The organism is Geodermatophilus sp. SYSU D00867 (assembly GCF_054050315.1).
The window spans coordinates 104752-121821 of the sequence record NZ_JBJGZC010000007.1; the positions used below are offsets into that span (position 1 = coordinate 104752).

General features: G+C 77.7%; 19 protein-coding genes and 1 tRNA gene. 14 read left to right on the forward strand and 6 right to left on the reverse strand.

The window, feature by feature from the left end; genetic code table 11:
* The first annotated feature begins 74 nt into the window (after window positions 1–74).
* Both ACI8AK_RS08445 and ACI8AK_RS08450 read left to right on the forward strand, forming a co-directional pair.
* Entirely contained in the window at window positions 75–1391 is a 1317-nt protein-coding gene (locus ACI8AK_RS08445) for a sigma-70 family RNA polymerase sigma factor (RefSeq protein ID WP_387987143.1), read from the forward strand.
* Complete coding sequence (locus ACI8AK_RS08450) at window positions 1388–2404, forward strand: hypothetical protein (RefSeq protein WP_456955845.1); 1017 nt, start codon at window positions 1388–1390, stop codon at window positions 2402–2404. The genes ACI8AK_RS08445 and ACI8AK_RS08450 overlap by 4 nt, the downstream gene beginning before the upstream one ends.
* 18 nt (window positions 2405–2422) lie before the next feature.
* Here ACI8AK_RS08450 and ACI8AK_RS08455 read toward each other — a convergent pair whose 3' ends face one another.
* On the reverse strand, window positions 2423–3268 hold the full coding sequence (locus tag ACI8AK_RS08455; RefSeq protein ID WP_387987137.1) for a UbiA family prenyltransferase: 846 nt from the start codon (window positions 3266–3268) through the stop codon (window positions 2423–2425).
* A gap of 130 nt (window positions 3269–3398) precedes the next feature.
* On the opposite strand from ACI8AK_RS08455, the gene ACI8AK_RS08460 reads away from it, so the two are divergent.
* The 6 genes from ACI8AK_RS08460 to ACI8AK_RS08485 are packed head-to-tail and all read left to right on the forward strand — an operon-like array spanning window position 3399 to window position 7925.
* Window positions 3399–3881 (forward strand): CarD family transcriptional regulator, encoded by a 483-nt coding sequence (locus tag ACI8AK_RS08460; RefSeq protein WP_073418385.1) that lies wholly within the window; start codon window positions 3399–3401, stop codon window positions 3879–3881.
* Between the two features lie 32 nt (window positions 3882–3913).
* Window positions 3914–4600, forward strand: a complete 687-nt coding sequence (gene ispD / locus ACI8AK_RS08465; RefSeq protein WP_387987133.1) for a 2-C-methyl-D-erythritol 4-phosphate cytidylyltransferase — start codon at window positions 3914–3916, stop codon at window positions 4598–4600.
* Window positions 4597–5097: a 2-C-methyl-D-erythritol 2,4-cyclodiphosphate synthase gene (gene ispF / locus ACI8AK_RS08470; protein WP_387987131.1), complete on the forward strand. Its 501-nt coding sequence runs from the start codon at window positions 4597–4599 to the stop codon at window positions 5095–5097. The genes ispD and ispF overlap by 4 nt, the downstream gene beginning before the upstream one ends.
* On the forward strand, window positions 5094–6497 hold the full coding sequence (cysS, locus tag ACI8AK_RS08475; protein ID WP_387987129.1) for a cysteine--tRNA ligase: 1404 nt from the start codon (window positions 5094–5096) through the stop codon (window positions 6495–6497). Before ispF ends, cysS begins: the two co-directional genes overlap by 4 nt.
* Window positions 6497–7456, forward strand: a complete 960-nt coding sequence (rlmB, locus tag ACI8AK_RS08480; protein ID WP_456955847.1) for a 23S rRNA (guanosine(2251)-2'-O)-methyltransferase RlmB — start codon at window positions 6497–6499, stop codon at window positions 7454–7456. The genes cysS and rlmB overlap by 1 nt, the downstream gene beginning before the upstream one ends.
* Before the next feature lie 52 nt (window positions 7457–7508).
* On the forward strand, window positions 7509–7925 hold the full coding sequence (locus ACI8AK_RS08485) for a cupin domain-containing protein (protein ID WP_456901707.1): 417 nt from the start codon (window positions 7509–7511) through the stop codon (window positions 7923–7925).
* 2 nt (window positions 7926–7927) lie between these two features.
* Here ACI8AK_RS08485 and ACI8AK_RS08490 read toward each other — a convergent pair whose 3' ends face one another.
* The 3 genes from ACI8AK_RS08490 to ACI8AK_RS08500 form a co-directional block, all read right to left on the reverse strand.
* The gene (locus tag ACI8AK_RS08490; protein WP_387987121.1) at window positions 7928–9193 is read right to left on the reverse strand and encodes a DUF445 domain-containing protein; all 1266 of its coding nucleotides are present in this window, start codon (window positions 9191–9193) and stop codon (window positions 7928–7930) included.
* A 60-nt stretch (window positions 9194–9253) separates the two neighbouring features.
* Window positions 9254–10519: a S1C family serine protease gene (locus ACI8AK_RS08495; RefSeq protein WP_456955849.1), complete on the reverse strand. Its 1266-nt coding sequence runs from the start codon at window positions 10517–10519 to the stop codon at window positions 9254–9256.
* A gap of 104 nt (window positions 10520–10623) precedes the next feature.
* Window positions 10624–11400 (reverse strand): ABC transporter permease, encoded by a 777-nt coding sequence (locus tag ACI8AK_RS08500; RefSeq protein ID WP_387987115.1) that lies wholly within the window; start codon window positions 11398–11400, stop codon window positions 10624–10626.
* Between the two features lie 151 nt (window positions 11401–11551).
* Between ACI8AK_RS08500 and ACI8AK_RS08505 the strand changes: the two genes are divergently transcribed.
* Window positions 11552–12262 (forward strand): hypothetical protein, encoded by a 711-nt coding sequence (locus ACI8AK_RS08505; RefSeq protein WP_456955851.1) that lies wholly within the window; start codon window positions 11552–11554, stop codon window positions 12260–12262.
* Here the strand turns inward: ACI8AK_RS08505 and ACI8AK_RS08510 are convergent.
* Window positions 12232–12708, reverse strand: coding sequence for a DUF2695 domain-containing protein (locus ACI8AK_RS08510; RefSeq protein ID WP_456955852.1), 477 nt, complete (start codon window positions 12706–12708; stop codon window positions 12232–12234). The genes ACI8AK_RS08505 and ACI8AK_RS08510 overlap by 31 nt on opposite strands.
* A 96-nt stretch (window positions 12709–12804) precedes the next feature.
* Here ACI8AK_RS08510 and ACI8AK_RS08515 point away from each other — a divergent pair.
* Window positions 12805–12877, forward strand: a tRNA-Thr gene (locus tag ACI8AK_RS08515).
* On the opposite strand, the gene ACI8AK_RS08520 is transcribed toward ACI8AK_RS08515, so the two are convergent.
* Window positions 12877–13308: a DUF5313 family protein gene (locus ACI8AK_RS08520; protein ID WP_387987108.1), complete on the reverse strand. Its 432-nt coding sequence runs from the start codon at window positions 13306–13308 to the stop codon at window positions 12877–12879. The two genes, ACI8AK_RS08515 and ACI8AK_RS08520, sit on opposite strands and share 1 nt — an antisense overlap.
* A 121-nt stretch (window positions 13309–13429) precedes the next feature.
* Between ACI8AK_RS08520 and ACI8AK_RS08525 the strand changes: the two genes are divergently transcribed.
* The 4 genes from ACI8AK_RS08525 (at window position 13430) to ACI8AK_RS08540 (ending at window position 17007) form a co-directional block, all read left to right on the forward strand.
* Entirely contained in the window at window positions 13430–13861 is a 432-nt protein-coding gene (locus ACI8AK_RS08525; RefSeq protein WP_456901702.1) for a CBS domain-containing protein, read from the forward strand.
* Window positions 13862–13913: 52 nt separating this feature from the next.
* Complete coding sequence (rarD, locus tag ACI8AK_RS08530) at window positions 13914–14831, forward strand: EamA family transporter RarD (protein ID WP_456955854.1); 918 nt, start codon at window positions 13914–13916, stop codon at window positions 14829–14831.
* 83 nt (window positions 14832–14914) lie between these two features.
* Window positions 14915–15247: a DUF3263 domain-containing protein gene (locus ACI8AK_RS08535; RefSeq protein ID WP_387987099.1), complete on the forward strand. Its 333-nt coding sequence runs from the start codon at window positions 14915–14917 to the stop codon at window positions 15245–15247.
* A gap of 65 nt (window positions 15248–15312) precedes the next feature.
* Window positions 15313–17007, forward strand: coding sequence for a LytR C-terminal domain-containing protein (locus tag ACI8AK_RS08540; protein ID WP_456955856.1), 1695 nt, complete (start codon window positions 15313–15315; stop codon window positions 17005–17007).
* The last annotated feature ends 63 nt before the right edge of the window (window positions 17008–17070 follow it).

Below are 17070 nucleotides of genomic sequence, written 5' to 3' on the forward strand. Positions count from 1 at the left end.
ACCGTGCGTCTCGATGGCCCGAGTCGCGCCGAGCCTAACGGTCCACCCACCACGTCCGCCGGGAGGTGAGGCCGATGGGGCGCCCAGGACCCGGCGCCGGAGGCGAGCCGCGCGACCCGGCCCTCGCTGACTTCCCCGAACGGTCGCCCGGTACGCGCCGGTGGACCTCCGCCGACCAGCCCGGCCCGCACCTCCTCGACGCGCCCGGCCGGCCGGTGCTCCCGGTGGAGTCGGAGGCGGTGTCCGCCCGCCGCCGGTTCCACCGGCAGGAGGCCCACCTCGTGCTGTCCGCGCTGCGCCACCGGGCCGCCGAGCTGGGGGACCGGGGCGACGTCCACCAGGTCACCACCTGCGCCGAGGCCCCGGACCGCCACGACGAGCCGCTGAGCGCCTGCGCGCCCACCACGTGGAGCAGCCGCGACCACGTCCTGCGCCGCCCCGGCGTGCAGGTGCTCGCCGCGCGCGGCTCCGTGAGCAGCCAGGCCGGGGTCGCCCGGTGGGCGGAGGGCCGCGGCCGCCGCGGCGAGGACGCCTGCCCCTCCTACACCGCCGGCTGCTGGGCCTTCCTCGAGCGCGACCGCGAGCGGCTGGCCGGCAACCGGCGGATGCGCCGTCCGCTGCAGGGCCTGGACCGGTCGAGGACCTGCCGATCGTGGTCGAGCAGGAGGCCGCCCGGGGCACCGCCGCCCCCTGATCGGGGGACGGACGGTCCAGTTCCGCGTCGGGCCTGCCGATGCCTCCCCTGCACGGGGACGGCACGGGAGGTGCGGATGGCGGTCGGAGCCGCGTTCGACGACGTCCTCGCGGCGGCCCGGACGGGCGCCGCGTGGGCCTTCGAGGTGCTGTACCGGGACCTGTCCCCGGTGGTCACCGGCTACCTGCGGCTGCACGGCGCCCCGGACCCCGACGACCTGGCCAGCGAGACGTTCCTCGCGGTCTTCCGCGGGCTGTCCGGCTTCACCGGCGACGAGGCGGGGCTGCGGTCGTGGGTGTTCACCATCGCCCACCGGCGGCTGGTCGACGACCTGCGCCGGCGCAGCCGCCGCCCGCAGCTCGCCGACGGGGGCGCGGACCTGCTCCCCGAGGTCGCCGGCGGGGACGTGGAGGACGACGTCCTGGCCCGGCTGGGCGCCGAGACGGTGCACCGGCTGTGCGCCGGCCTCCCCGAGGACCAGCGCTCGGTCCTGCTGCTGCGGGTCCTGGCCGACCTCACCGTCGAGCAGGTCGCCGCGGTGATCGGCCGCTCCGTGGCCTCGGTCAAGGCGCTGCAGCGGCGCGGCCTGCGCCGGCTGCGCGAGGAGCTGGAGCCGGCCGGGCCCACCCCGACGAGGGAGACGACGACGGGCCGCGCACCCCTGCGGGCCCGTCCGGCGATGACGGGGGCGAGATGACCACGCCAGCCGACGCCCGGACCGCCGAGCAGGCCCTCGCGGCCTGCCTCGCCGGCCGGCCCGTGCCCGAGGGCGCGCAGTACCTGGCCGCGTTCACCGACGCGGTCCGGTCCTCCGCCACCGCGCCGGGCCGCCCGAACGCGGCCCTGGCCGAGCTGCTGGCGACCGGTCTGCTCACCGACCAGTCGGACCCGTCCACGCGGACGACCGGGCACCCCGCCCGGGCCTCACGGAAGAGACCCCACGTGTTCACCACCTCCCTCGCCGTCAAGTTCGCCGCGCTCTCCGCGGTCGCCAAGGCCGCCGTCGCCGGTGGGGCGGTCGCGGTCGCCCTGACCGCGGGCACCACCGCCGCCGTCGTCCTGCCCGAGGACTCCGCCCCCGCCCTCGTCGAGAGCAGCGAGACCACCGACGGCACCGCCACCGACGGCACCGCCACCGACGGCACCGCCACCGACGACACCGCCACCGACGGCACCGCCACCGACGACACCGCCACCGACGGCACCGCCACCGACGACACCGCCACCGAGGACCCGACCGGCGGGGAGGGCGACGCCTCCACCGACGGGGGCACCGGGGACGGCACCGGGTACGGCGCCGAGGAGGAGCCCGCCACCGAGCCCACGACCCCCGAGGACGACCCGCTCGCCGGCGTCGACGAGGGGCGGTCCTTCGGTCACCTCGTGCACGCGATCGTCGCGGCGAGCCGGGCGTCCGGCACCAAGGTCGGCCCTGACGTCAGCGCCGCGGCGCACGCTCGCAACACGGCCCGCCAGGAGGCCCGCCAGGGCACCGTGACCGAGCAGCCGGAGACCCAGCCGGTCACCGAGCCCGTCACCGAGGAGCCGGCGACCGGGGAGCAGGAGGCCGTGACCCCGGCGCCCGCGCCCGAGGAGCCCGTCGCCACCACCTCGACCGGCGGCAACGGCCACGGCCAGGGCAACGGCGGCGGCAACGGCAACGGCAACGGCAACGGCAACGGAAACGGGAACGGCAACGGCAGGAAGTGACCGACGGCGGGGCCGCGCTCAGGTGAGCGCGGCCCCGCCCGCCAGCAGCAGCACCACGTCGAGCACGGTCAACAGCATCACCGCGGGGAAGGCCAGCCGGCGGAAGGGCGCCGTCCCGGCCAGGGCGGCGACGGCGACCGCGGGCACCGCCAGCACCAGCCCCGCCCAGCCCCACCACGCGGGCGGGCCGGCCGGGCCGAGCACGAGCACCAGCGACGCCGTCCCGAGCAGCAGTGCACCCACCACCGCCGACACGCGGGGACCCAGCCGGTGCGGCAGACCGCGCACCCCGGTCGCCAGGTCGTCGGCGATGTCGGGGGCCACGTTGGCGAGGTGGGCCGCCGCGCCCAGCGCCGCGCCGGCGGCCGGCAGCCACCACGGCGCGGCCGGGACGCCCGGCGCCGCGGCCACCACCCCGGCGGGCAGGGCGCCGAAACCGGTGACGTAGGGGAGCCCGGAGGCCACCGTGCGCTTCAGACCCGCGTTGTAGGCCCAACCGCTGGCCACCAGCACCAGCAGCAGCAGTCCCGGCACCCAGCCGAGTGCCAGGGACAGGACGACGGCCGCGCCGGCCGCGCCGAGGGCCGCCCCGCGCAGCGTGGCGGGGGCCACGGCGCCCTGCACGACCGGCTTGTCGGCCCGCGCGACGGCGCGGTCACGGTCGGCGTCGAGCCAGTCGTTGCTCCACCCGATGGACGCCTGACCTGCGAGGACGGCCAGTCCCACGAGCACCGTGCGCCCCGGGGACACCTGCGCGGTGACCGCGAGGAGGGTCGCCACGACGGTGACCGCGACCGCCGGCGGCGCGTGCGTGGCCAGGACGAGCGCGCGGACGGAGGCGCCCCACGAGGCCCGTGCAGGCACACCGACCACGCCCTGTCAACCCCTCCCCAGTACTTCATCAGGCCTCTGACCTGCGGATATCCACCGGCCGACCGTTCCGGCCGTCAGTGTGCCGTGCTAACCTGGGTGCAGCGAAAGGGGTCACACACACATGGGCTTCACTGTCGGCGAGACCGTCGTCTACCCGCACCACGGTGCCGCTCTGATCGAGGCGATCGAGACGCGGGTCATCAAGGGCGAAGAGAAGGCCTACCTCGTGCTGAAGGTCGCCCAGGGCGACCTCACCGTGCGCGTGCCGGCCGACAACGCAGAGATCGTCGGCGTCCGTGACGTCGTCGGTCAGGACGGGCTCAACCGCGTGTTCGAGGTCCTGCGGGCCCCGCACACCGAGGAGCCGACCAACTGGTCGCGCCGCTACAAGGCCAACCTCGAGAAGCTGGCCTCCGGCGACGTCAACAAGGTGGCCGAGGTCGTCCGCGACCTGTGGCGCCGCGACAAGGACCGCGGCCTCTCCGCCGGCGAGAAGCGGATGCTGTCCAAGGCCCGCCAGATCCTGGTCAGCGAGCTCGCGCTCGCCGAGGGGACCAACGAGGACAAGGCCGAGGTGCTGCTCGACGAGGTCCTCGCCAGCTGACCCCTGCACCCTCGCTCTCCCGGACCACTCCCGTGTCCGCTGTCGGCATCGTCGCAGCGGCCGGGAGTGGTTCGCGTCTGGGGGCGGACAAGCCCAAGGCGCTCGTCGAGCTGGCCGGCCGCCCGCTGGTCTCCTGGGCGGTCGACACGCTGCTGGCCGGTGGCGTCGACGAGGTCGTCGTCGCCGTGCCCGCGGCCGAGCGCGACGCCTTCGCCGCCGTCCTGCCCGGCAGCGTCGCGCTGGTCGACGGCGGCGCCACCCGCACCGCCTCGGTCCGCGCCGCGCTGTCGGCCGCCGGCCCCCACGCCGACGCCGTCCTCGTGCACGACGCCGCCCGCCCGCTGACCCCGCCGGACGTGGTGGCCCGCGTGCTGGCGGCGCTGGCCGCCGGCGTGCCCGCCGTCGTCCCGGTGCTGCCGGTCGTGGACACCACCGTCGTCGTCGACGCGGCCGGCACGGTCACCGAGGCCGTGCCCCGCGCGGTGCTGCGGCGGGTGCAGACGCCGCAGGGCTTCGACCGCGCCGTCCTGGTGGCCGCCTACGCCGCCCTGGACGACGCCCTCGTGGACGCCCTCGTGGACGCCGCAGCGCTCACCGACGACGCCGCCGTCGTGCGGGCCGCCGGCGTGCCGGTGACCACCGTCGCCGGCGACGAGCGCGCCGCGAAGGTCACCGTGCCGCACGACCTGCACCTGGCCGCGCTGCAGGCCACCCGGTGAGCGACGACCTCCCGCGCGTCGGCCTCGGCGTCGACGTGCACCCGGTCGAGGCCGGCCGGGAGTGCTGGCTGGCCGGGCTGCGGTGGCCCGGCGCCGACGGCTGCGCCGGGCACTCCGACGGCGACGTCGCCGCGCACGCCCTGACCGACGCGGTGCTGTCCGCGGCCGGTCTCGGCGACATCGGCGGGCTGCTCGGCACCGACGACCCGCGCTGGGCCGGCGCCCGCGGCGTCGCCGTCCTCGAGCACGTGCGGGAGACCCTGGCCGCCGCCGGGTGGCGGGTCGGCAACGCGGCGGTGCAGCTCGTGGCGCCCACGCCGAAGCTCGGCCCGCGCCGGGCGGAGGCGGAGGCGGCGCTGTCGGCGGCGCTGGGCGCCCCGGTGAGCGTCACCGCCACCACCACCGACGGGCTGGGGCTGGTCGGCCGCGGCGAGGGCCGGGCCGCCCTCGCGACGGCGCTGGTCGTGCGCACGGGGTCCGTAGACTCCCCGCAGTGAGCCTCCGCCTGTACGACACGGCCGCGCGCGCGGTCCGGGACTTCACGCCCCTGCGTCCCGGCGAGGCCTCGGTGTACGTCTGCGGGCTCACCGTCCAGGGACCGCCGCACGTCGGGCACGTGCGCGCCGCCGTCGCCTTCGACGTGCTGCGCCGCTGGCTGACCGCGAGCGGGCTCGAGGTCACCTACGTCCGCAACGTCACCGACATCGACGACAAGATCCTCGTCAAGGCCGCCGAGCACGGCGTCCCGTGGTGGGCCTGGGCGTACACCAACGAGCTGGCCTGCACCCGCGCCTACGACGCCCTCGGCGTCCTGCCGCCCACCTACGAGCCGCGCGCGACCGGGCACGTGACGGACATGGTGGCGCTGGTCGAGCGGCTGGTGGAGCGCGGGCACGCCTACACCGTCGACGGCGACGCCTACTTCGACGTCCGCAGCTTCCCCCGCTACGGCGAGCTGACCCGCCAGGCGCTGGCCGACCTGCAGCCGGCCGCCGACACCGACACCGACGAGCGCAAGCGCGACCCCCGCGACTTCGCGCTGTGGAAGGCGCACAAGCCCGGCGAGCCGGAGACCGCGAGCTGGCCGACCCCGTGGGGTCCGGGCCGGCCCGGCTGGCACCTGGAGTGCTCGGCGATGGCGGGGCGCTACCTCGGCGCGGAGTTCGACATCCACGGCGGCGGGCTGGACCTGCGCTTCCCGCACCACGAGAACGAGCGCGCCCAGTCGATGGCCGCCGGCCTGCCGTTCACCCGGTACTGGATGCACAACGGCTGGGTCACCCTCGGCGGCGAGAAGATGAGCAAGTCGCTGGGCAACACCGCGCTGGTCGACGAGGTCGTCCGCCGGGTGCGCCCGGTCGAGCTGCGGTACTACCTGGTGGCGCCGCACTACCGGTCCACCGTCGAGTTCACCGACGCCGCGCTGGCCGAGGCGGCCGCCGCCTACCGGCGGATCGAGTCGTTCGTGCACCGCGCCGCGGAGCGGGCCGGCCGGGACACCGCCACCGGCCTGCCGCCGGCGTTCCGCGAGGCCATGGACGACGACCTCGGCACCCCGGCCGCGATCGCCGTCGTCCACGAGGTCGTCCGCGCAGGCAACACCGCCCTGGCCGAGGGGGACGACGCCGCGCTGGCCGACGCGCTCGGCGCCGTGCGGGGCATGCTGGGTGTGCTGGGGCTGGACCCGCTCGACCCCCACTGGGCGGCCGGCGGGGGCGCCGACGGCCGGCTGGCGGAGGTCACCGACGGCCTGGTCCGGCTGGCGCTGGAGCAGCGGCAGGCCGCCCGCGCGCGGAAGGACTACGCGGCGGCCGACGCGCTGCGCGACCAGCTCACCGCCCTCGGCGTGCAGGTCGAGGACACCCCGCAGGGACCCCGATGGGAGCTGACCCGCTGATGGCCGGAAACAGCCAGCGCCGCGGCCGCACGAGCGGCGCGGGCAAGAAGGGCGCCACCGCCGGCACCGGCGGCAAGAACCGCCGCGCGCTGGCCGGCCGCGGGGCGACCCCGCCCGCCGAGAAGCGCACGGGCCACCCGGCGCAGCGCCGCGCGCAGGCCGACGCCCGCCGCCGGGCCGAGCGCGACCGCAGCCGCCAGCGCGCCGAGGAGGCGCCGGAGCTGCTGCTCGGCCGCAACCCCGTCGTCGAGGCGCTGCGCGCGCAGATCCCGGCGACGGCGCTGTACGTCGTCACCGGGGACACCCGGGCGGCGACCGACGAGCGGATCACCGAGGCGCTGCACATGGCCAGCGACCGCGGCCTGCCGCTGCTCGAGGTGGGCAAGGCCGAGTTCGACCGGATGTCGAACAACGCGCTGCACCAGGGGATCGGGCTGCAGGTCCCGCCCTACGAGTACGCGCACCCCGACGACCTGCTCGACGTCGCCCGCGACTCCGGCCGGCCGCCGCTGGTCGTGGCCATGGACGGCGTCACCGACCCGCGCAACCTCGGCGCGGTGGTCCGCTCGGCGGCCGCCTTCGACGCGCACGGCGTCGTCGTGCCGCAGCGGCGCGCGGTCGGGATGACCGCCTCGGCGTGGCGCACCAGCGCCGGCGCCGCCGCCCGGCTGCCGGTGGCCCGCGCGGTCAACCTGGCCCGGGCGCTGGCCTCCTACCAGGACGCCGGCCTGCAGACGGTCGGCCTGGCCGGCGACGGTGACGTGGACATCGCCGACTACGACGGCTTCGCCGACCCGGTGGCGCTGGTCGTCGGCGCGGAGGGCGCGGGGCTGTCGCGGCTGGTGCGCGAGCGCTGCGACGTCGTCGTCCGCATCCCGATCGCCCGCGACACCGAGTCGCTCAACGTGAGCGTCGCGGCGTCCATCGCCCTCTACGCCGCCGCCCAGGCCCGACGGTGACACGGCGGTCCTGCCGGACCGCACCGCGGCCGGGTGCCCTCCCCCTGACGCCGTGAGCCCCGGCGGACGCGTCCCTCCTCGGGGACCCTCCGGGCCCCGCTCGCCGGTCGCGGTCACCGCGATCCGGCTCGGGCTGGAGCCGCACCCCGAGGGCGGCTGGTACCGGCGCACCTGGACCTCGCCGGCCGCGGTCGGCGACCGCCCGGCCGCGACGGCGATCCTCTACCTGCTCGCACCGGGGGAGTCCTCGGCGCCGCACACCGTCGACGCCGACGAGCTGTGGCTCTGGCACGGGCCGGGCGCACTGGTGCTGCACGTGGGCGACGAGCGCACGGTGCTGGACGCGGCGCACCCGCAGGTGCTCGTGCCCGCCGGCGCCCGGCAGTCGACCGCCCCGGCGGAGGACGAGGTGCTGGTGACCTGTGTCGTCTCGCCGGGCTTCGCGTGGAGCGGCTTCCGGCTGGTCTGAGCTCAGCCGAGCAGCTGGGCGAGGGTGTAGATGACCAGCCCGGCCAGGCCGCCGACGACGGTGCCGTTGATGCGGATGAACTGCAGGTCCCGCCCCACCTGCAGCTCGATGCGGCGGCTGGTCTCCTCGGTGTCCCAGCGGGCGACGGTGCTGCCGACGACGTCGGCGAGGTCGCCGGCGAAGCGCTCCACCAGGTAGCCGGCGACCCGCACCGACTGCTGCTGCACCCGCTCGCGCACCCGCGGGTCGGTCCGCAGCAGCCGGGCGGCGTCGCCGATCATGCCGGTCACCCGGGACCGCAGCTCGGAGTCCGGGTCGGCGGCGGCGGCGAGGAACGAGGTCTTCGCGTTGGTCCACAGCGACGAGGACCAGGCGCGCACCGCCGGGTGGTCGAGCAGCTCCTTCTTGAACCCCTCGACGCGGGCGGCGGTGTCGGGGTCGGTGCGCAGGTCGTGCACGTAGGCGCGCAGCCGGGCGTCGTAGACCCGACGCAGCTCGTGGTCGCGGTCGGCACCGACCTCCTCCAGGAAGCCCTGCACGCCCGCGAACACGCGGTCGAACACCCGGTCGTCGACCCAGTTGGGCACCCACGACGGGGAGGCGTCCCCGAGCTGGGCGCGGAACACCACCCGGTTCTCCTCGAGGAACCGGGCGAGGTAGCGCAGGCCCGCCGACAGGACCTCCTGGTGCCGGTCCCCGTCGACCACCAGCTCCAGGACCCGGGCCAGCACCGGCGCCGCCGGCGTCGCGTGCAGCTTGCGGTCGACCAGGCCGGAGACGGCCTGCTGCAGGTCGTCGTCGCGCAGCAGGTCGGTGAGGCCGGTGAGCCCGGCGGCGGCGTCGCCGGCCAGCCGCTCCGCGCGGCCGGGCGCCGCCAGGAAGGTCCCGAGCCGGCCGGGGACGTCGACGGTGGCGAGCTTCTCCTCGACGACCGAGCGGGTCAGGAAGTTCTCCTGCACGAACGTGCCCAGGCTCGCGCCGATCTGGTCCTTCTTGCGCGGGATGATCGCCGTGTGCGGGATCGGCAGCCGCAGCGGGTGCCGGAACAGCGCGGTGACGGCGAACCAGTCGGCCAGCGCGCCGACCATCGAGGCCTCGGCGGTGGCCCGCACGTACCCGACCCAGGGCCCGGCGGTGTCGCCGAGCAGCACGCAGGCGAGGAAGACGGCCGCCGCGAGCAGGAACAGCCCCGTGGCCAGCCGTTTCATCCGCCGCAGCCCGGCGGCGCGCTCCGGGTCGTCGAGCGAGGAGGCGAGCGGGGCGCTCACAGACGACGACACCCTCCCCAGCCTAGAGGCGGGGGAGGGTGCCTTCCCGGGCTGGAGGGGTCAGTCCGCGCTGCTGCCGAGGGTGACCTCGACCGTCGACGTCCCACCGTCGCGCTGCACGGTCAGCTGCACCCGCGTGCCGGGGGCCGAGCTGCGGATGGCGGCGGTCAGCTCGGTGGAGGTGGTCACCGCCCGGTCGCCGACCGCGGTGACGACGTCGCCGGCCTGCAGGCCCGCCTCCGCGGCGGCCCCGCCGGGCTGCACCTGCACGACCTGCGCGCCGGTGCCCACCTCGGACGAGGCGGTCCCGCCGGCGGTCTGGGCGTTCACCCCGAGGACGGCGTGGGTGGCCGAGCCGGTGTCGATGATCTCCTCGGCGATCCGCTGGGCGGTGTTGCTCGGGATGGCGAACCCGACGCCGATGCTGCCGCTCTGCGACGACGAGCCGGGCGCCCCCGAGGCCACCGAGGCGATCGCGGTGTTGATGCCGATGACCTCGCCGGAGGCGTCGACCAGCGCGCCGCCGGAGTTGCCGGGGTTGATGGCGGCGTCGGTCTGCAGCGCGTCGATGACGGTGGCGTCGTCCTGGGTGGAACCGGTGGCCACCGCGCGGTCGGTGGCGCTGACGATCCCGTCGGTCACCGTGTCGGACAGGCCGAGCGGCGCGCCGATCGCGACGGCGAGGTCCCCGACCTGCACGTCGTCGGAGTCGGCGAACGTGGCCGCGGTGAGCCCGCCGGCGCCCTGCAGCCGGATCACGGCGAGGTCCGAGGTCGGGTCGGTGCCGACGACGGTGGCGTCGTAGAGCGTGCCGTCGGAGGTGCGCACCTGGACGGCGGCGTCGCCGGTGCTGCCGTCCAGCGTGACGACGTGGTTGTTGGTGAGCACGTAGCCGTCGTCGGAGAGCACCACGCCCGAGCCGCTGCCCGAGCCAGAGCCGCTGGTCACGTAGACGGTGACGACGCTGGGCGAGGCCTTGGCGGCCGCGGCGGTCACCGCGGTCGCGTTCTCCGGGTCCGTGATGACCACCGACTGCGCCGTGGCCGCCGTCCCGCTGCCGCCGCTCCCGCCGCCGGAGGTGAGGGCGACGACCCCGGCCCCGGCGCCGCCGCCGACGAGGGCCCCGGCGAGCAGCCCGGCGACGCCCATCCGCAGCCGGCCCGCCCGCCGCCTCTCCGGCGCCGGCGCGGGGGCGGGCGCCGGCGGCGGCAGGGTGCCCGTCGCGGTGCCGGCCGGCGGGTACCAGGAGTCGCCGGACGGCGGCGGGGTCCAGCCCGGGGTCGCACCGGTCGGCTGCGCCGGGTTCGGGTACGGGTGTCCGTTCACTGCTGTGGTCCTCCTCCTGGGCGGCCGTCCGCCGCTCTGGGGACCACTCTCGGCGCGGCATCTGGCGGGGCCCTGCGGAGCGCCTGTGAGGTGTCTGGGCGTCCTCAGCGGGGGAGGTCCGGCAGCACCCGCCCCCGTGCGACCAGCTCGGTGACCACCCAGACCGCCGCCACCTCGGCGGCCAGCAGACCCACCAGGACCAGCAGCTGGGCGGCGCCGGCGGCCAGCGGGCCGCCCCCGCCGAGCAGCACGCCGACGTAGGCGCCGGGCAGCGTGACGAGGCCGACGGTGCGGGTCTGGTCCAGCGGCGGCAGCAGGGCGGTCGCGGCGGAGGGCCGGGCGACCTCGAGGACGGCGTCGCGGGGGAGCAGGCCCAGCGCCAGGGCCGCCTCGACCTCGCCGCGGCGGGTGGTCAGCTCCTCGCGCAGCCGCCGGCCGGCCAGCGACGTCGCCGTCATCGCGCCGCCGACCAGGATGCCCGCGACCGGGATCACCGCCTCGCCGCGCAGCGGCACCGTGCCGCTGGCCAGCACCAGCGCGACCACCGGCGCCGCGCCGCCGGCCACCGCCAGGGCCGCGGACCCCACCCGGCGCGGGGCACCGGGCGCCCGCAGCGGCAGGCCGCTGACCCGTCCTGCCGCCGTGACCGCCGCGACGGTGACCATCAGCAGCACGAACGCCGCCGACAGCCACAGCGAGCGGACGACGACCAGCAGCACCGCCGAGACCGCCGCCAGCTGGACGGTGGCCCGCAGCGCCGCGACGACGACCGGCCGCTCCTGCCCCAGCCCGGACAGCCGCCCACCCGCCGCCGCCAGCACGGTGAGCAGCACCAGGACGACGGCCAGCGGCGGGCCGAGCTCGACGACGGAGGTCCCCACGGCCGCCGATCCTGCCGTCCGCGACCCGGCCGCCCGCGACACGCCGACCACGGTGTGCGACGGGAGCGTCGCGGGGTAGAGGGGGACCCCGGTCGCTCCTCTGGGAGCGGGCGGGTCCCCGCTGCCCGGCCTGCGCTCCTGGAGGCTGCTCGTGTCCACCCGCGGTCTGCCCGCCCGTCTGCTCGTGGGCCTCGCCGCCCTCACCGCCGCCGCGGTCGCCGTCGTCGGCGGCCTCGCCCTGCGGCCCCCGGGGCTGCTCGCCGTCGCGCTGGCCGCGGTGGTGACCTCCTGCCTGGCCGGCGGCGTGGCGCGCGAGTCGCACGAGGACGGCCGGCCGCCGCGGTACACCCCGCTGGAGGCGGCCTGGCGGGCCGGCGCGGTCACGATCGGCGTGCTGCTGTTCCTGTCCGGCACCGCGGCGCTGGGCGGTCCGGCGCTGACGGCCCTGGCCGGTGCGGTGCTCTTCCTCGGCGGGCTCGGGTCGTGGCTGCTGCACACCGGCCGCCCGGTGCGGCCGGCCGCCCCCGACGACGCCCCGGCGCCCGGCCGGCTCGCCGCACCGGCGCCGCAGCGGCCGGTGGCCGGCGCCCGCCCGGGGGAGGCCGTCGGGACGGTCACCTCCCTGCCGCCGGTGACGACCCTGACGACCGCGGCGCTGGGCCGCGAGTGGCTCGGCACGACGGCCGCGCTGGCCGGCCGGCTGGACCCGGCGGCGCGGCAGTCGATCGTCCACCGCCGCCAGGACGCCCTCGACGAGCTCGAGCGCCGCGACCCGGCCGGCTTCGCCCGCTGGCTGGCCGAGGGGCCGCTGCCCGGCAGCGACCCGGCCGGCTACCTGCGCGAGGGCCCGGCGGCCGCCTGAGGGTCGAAGACGGCGGCGGAGTCGACGTTCATCACGACCTCGCAGTCGCAGAACCCGCCGTACTCCTCGAGCCCCTCGTGCAGCCGGTCGAGGGCGATGCCGTGCCCGGCGGCCCAGGCGTCGGTGGCGCGGTGGGTCCGGTCGCAGTCCCCGGCCGAGAGGACGGCGTCGAGGTGCTCGCGCAGCGCGTCCAGCTGGGTCCGGTCCAGCGGCAGGAGCCCGGCCGGGTCGTCGATCGGTGCCACGCGCTCAGCATCGGCAGCGGGGGCGTCGGCTCGACCCGTGTCGTCGGCCGGGACGGCGGCGGACAGCGCCCGGCCCAGGCGGAGGGACCACACCGGCCCGGCGAGCCCCGCCCGGCGGGTCCACCGGCCCGGGCCGGCCGCCGGCACCACCGGCGCCGTGCCGACCGACGCGACGACGTCGTCGACGGACCCGAGGGACACCGGCGGCACGCTCACAGCGGCCGTCGTCGCCCGTCCAGGGACGGACGTCCCCCGAGGGGTCCCTATCCTTGACGCCGGGAGCGGTTCCCGTGTCCCGCCGGCGTGGCGCAACTGGTAGCGCACCCGACTTGTAATCGGGCGGTTGGGGGTTCGAGTCCCCCCGTCGGCTCAGTCGAAGCTGCCCGCCCCGCCCACGCGGTAGGGGTGGTGCCGCTCGGCGCGGGCCGCCCGCGCCCGCTCGGCGCGCTCCTCGCGCAGCCGGGCGGCGGTGCCGGCCGGGTAGCCGGCCTTGGCCACGCGGTGCTCGGTCGTCTCCACCACGAACGCCAGCGAGTACATCAGCCCGACCATCAGCCCCCCGGCCGCCGCGGTCAGCCGGTAGCCCATCCCCACGGGGACGGCGACCAGACAGATCACCACCAGCGGGGCGAGCTGCACCAGCGAGCGGGCGACGTGCCGGCGCACCCATCCCGGCCGGGTGGTGTCCGACAGCACCCACGGCGACAGCTCCCGGGGCAGCCCGCCGCCGACGGCGTAGCGGAGCCACTGCAGGACGGTCGGGCGGCGGGACGTCGCGGGCGCGGCGTGCTGGGTGCGCACGCCTCGACGGTAGGCCCCGCTGTCCACCCCGGGAACCGGGACCGGACCGTCCCGACCGGGCCGTTGCCCCCCGCACGGCGGCGGGTGGACACTGCGACCCCCGAGGGGAGGGAGGGCTCCCGTGCAGATCGCCTCGCTGCTCCGCCGCAAGGGCCCCGACGTCGTCACCGTGGCGCCGGACCGGCCCGTCCGTGCCGCCCTGGCCCTGCTCGCCGAGCACCGCATCGGCGCGCTCGTCGTCTCCCGCGGGGGAGGCGCCGTCGACGGCATCGTCTCCGAGCGCGACGTCGTCCGCGCCCTGCACGCCTCCGGGCCGGAGGTCCTCGACGGGCCGGTGTCGGCGCTGATGACCGCCGAGGTGCGCACCTGCGTGCCCGGCGCCTCGGTGCACGACCTCGCCCGCACGATGACCGACCACCGCATCCGGCACGTGCCCGTCGTCGAGGACGGCCGGCTGCTGGGGATCGTCTCGATCGGCGACGTCGTCAAGGCCCGCCTCGACGAGCTGCAGGAGGAGCGGGACCACCTCGTCGACTACATCCAGACCACGTAATCCAGACCACGTAATCCAGACCACGTCGCGGCGCGGCGTACGGTTGCCCGCCGTGGACGAGCGGCGGGCGGGCACGGCAGCGGGACTCGCCGCCTACGGGTTGTGGGGTGTCTTCCCGCTCTACTTCCCGCTGCTGGAGCCGGCCGGCGGGGTGGAGATCGTCGCCCACCGCATCGTCTGGTCGCTGCTGTTCGTGGCCGTCCTCCTGACCGTGCTGCGGCGGTGGGCACTGGTCCGCGCGGCGGTCACCGACCGCCGCACGCTGCTGGTCCTGGCCGGGGCCTCGGTGCTCATCGCGGCCAACTGGCTGGTCTTCGTCTACGGCGTCAACTCCGGGCACGTCGTCGAGACCTCGCTCGGCTACTTCATCAACCCGCTGGTCAGCGTGCTGCTCGGCGTCGTCGTCTTCGCCGAGCGGCTGCGTCCGCTGCAGTGGGCCGCGGTCGGGCTGGCCGCGGTGGCCGTCGTCGTCCTGACCGTCGACCACGGCCGGCCGCCGTGGATCGCCCTGGCGCTGGCCGCCACCTTCGGCAGCTACGGCCTGCTCAAGAAGCTGGTGCGGGTGGAGGCGGCGCCGGGCCTGTTCGTGGAGACGGCGGTGACCTTCCTGCCGGCGCTGGTGCTCCTCGCCGTCCTGCAGGCCACCGGGCGGGGCACCGCGGGGTCCGAGGGCACCGGCCACCTCCTGCTGCTCGCGGCCTCGGGCGTCGCGACGGCGGTGCCGCTGCTGCTGTTCGCCGCGGCCGCCCGGCGCATCCCGCTGTCGACCGTCGGGCTGCTGCAGTACGTCACGCCGCTCATGCAGCTGGCACTGGGTGTCTTCGTGTTCCACGAGCCGATGCCCCCGGCGCGGCTGGCGGGCTTCGCGATCGTCTGGACGGCGCTGGCGGTGTTCACCGTGGACAGCCTGCGCTCGGCCCGGGCCGCCGGCCGGAGGGCGGCCGCCGGGCAGGTGCCCGCCGCGGCCTGACCGCGCGTCTCGGGCTGTGGCCTGTCACCCCCCGGGCCTACCGTTGTGGGTGACGGCTTCCCCCCGATCGAACGGACCCGACCATGACCCCCGACCCCGACCCCGCGGTCTCCCCGCCGGGGGGCCCGGAGTCCGGTGAGGGCCCCGCGCAGCCCGCGGGCCTGACCCGGCGCGAGCACGAGATGCTGGCCTTCGAGCGGCAGTGGTGGCGCCAGCCCGGCGCGAAGGAGACCGCGATCCGCGAGCGGTTCGGCCTCCCGCCCACCCGCTACTACCAGGTGCTGAACGCGCTGGTCGACCGCCCGGCCGCGCTCGAGGCCGACCCCCTCCTCGTCCGCCGCCTGCGCCGGCTGCGCACCGCGCGGCGCCAGCGGCGTTCGCCTCACCTGCTGGGCAAGGGCTCCTCCGCCCTCTAGATTTGGTGACCGTGGGCAGGCACGCGGCACCAGGCGGTGACCAACCGGACCGGCCGTCAGCCCCGGTGGCAGGCGGCCGGCGCCGCACCGACCACCCCAGCGCGCCCCTGCCCGACCTGCCCACGAGGCCCGGCCCCGGCGTCGACCCGGGCGCCGCGGAGCTGAGCGACCACCCGACGACGCCCGGTCCCGGCCGCAGCCGCGCCGACCGCCGCCGCGACGCGCTGCTCGGCGCCGCGGACGAGACCGACCGCCGCCGGCTCACCGGCCGGTCCGCCCGCCCCGCCGTGGCCGCCCGCCCGGCAGCCCCCGCGCCCCCGGCGACGCCCGCACGCCCGGCCGAGCCGCAGCGCCCGCCGGTCCGCGCGCCGCAGCCCGAGGCGCCGGCCGTCCGGTCGCGCCCCGCGCAGCCCGCCGCCCCGGCCCGTCCCCGCGTCCCCGCGCCGGTGGCCGCCGGCGCCGCCACCCGGCAGGTGCCCGCGCCCCAGCCGCCGGCCCACCCCGCGCCCCAGCTGCCGGCCCGCCCGGCCGAGCCGCCGACCGCGCAGTCGTCGGCCGTCTCCCGGCCGGCGCCCTCGCCGCCGGCCCGTCCTGCGCCGCCCGAGACCACGGTCGCGCCGTTCCAGGCGGTCCCCCGGCCCGACGCCGAGGCCGCCGCCGAACCGGCGGCGCCGCCGCTGGACCCGTGGGACCAGCCGGCCCGCCCGCCGGCCCGCGGCCGGGCGCAGCCCCCGCCCGCGGCGGAGCCGGCGCGGTCCCGGGACCGGGGCCGGACCCCGGGCGAGGCCGCCGCCGGGAACGGCTACCGCGACTGGACCAGCCCCTCCCGGGCGGGCACCGCGACGCCGGCCGCCCCGCCCACCGAGGCGATCCCCGACCGCGAGGTGTCCCGCGACCGCGTGGCGTCCGCGGACCGCGCGCCCGCCCCGGCGACCGAGGCGATCCCCGACCGTGAGGTGTCCCGGGACCGCCCCCCGGCCGCGCCGCTGACCGAGGCGATCCCCGACCGCGAGGTCGCCGGCCGCCGCGACCGGGCGCAGCGGGACCGCGACGCCGAGCCGGACACCGGCCCGCAGACCGACGGCACCGGCGTCGTGGGCAACCGCGCCGCCATGCGCGCCGAGCGCCAGGCGAAGGAGGCCGAGCGGCAGGCCATGGAGGCCGAGCGCCGCAAGGCCGCGCGCCGGGCCGGGGTCTCCCGCGCCGCGCTGCGCGCCGCCGAGGGCGAGGACGCGCCGCCGCGCCGTCGCGCCGGGGTCGCGCTGCTGGCGGTCGTCGTCGTCGCGCTGGTCGTGCTCGGCGTCTACAGCTTCACCTCCCCGGCGGCGCAGGAGGCTGGCTCGGCCGCGACGCCGACGAGCGAGCCGTCGGCCTCGACGTCGGTGACGCCCTCCTCGGGCCCGCTGCCCCCGCTGTCGGCCCAGCCGCTGCCCCCGGTCGAGCAGGCGCCCAGCACCCCGGTGCGCGTGCCGGTGACCGTCCTCAACGCCACGCAGACCGGTGGGCTGGCCGCCGACGTCGCCACCGCGTTCGCCGCCCAGGGCTGGACGACGGCCGGTGTCGGGGCCTACGAGGGTGGGGACGTCGCCGCCACCACCGTCTTCTTCGACGAGGGCGACGAGTCGCAGCGCCAGTCCGCCCTGCAGCTCATGGAGGCGTTCCCGGGCATCACCACCGGGCCCGCGGTGCGGTTCTTCGAGGTGCCGGACGTGCCCGACCCGGGCCTGGTCGTCGTCGTCACCGGCGGGCTCGAGCCCTGACCGCCCCCGGTCGCGCCCCGTCCCGACACCTGCGGAACCCCAGCGCGGCACCGTCCGTTGGCC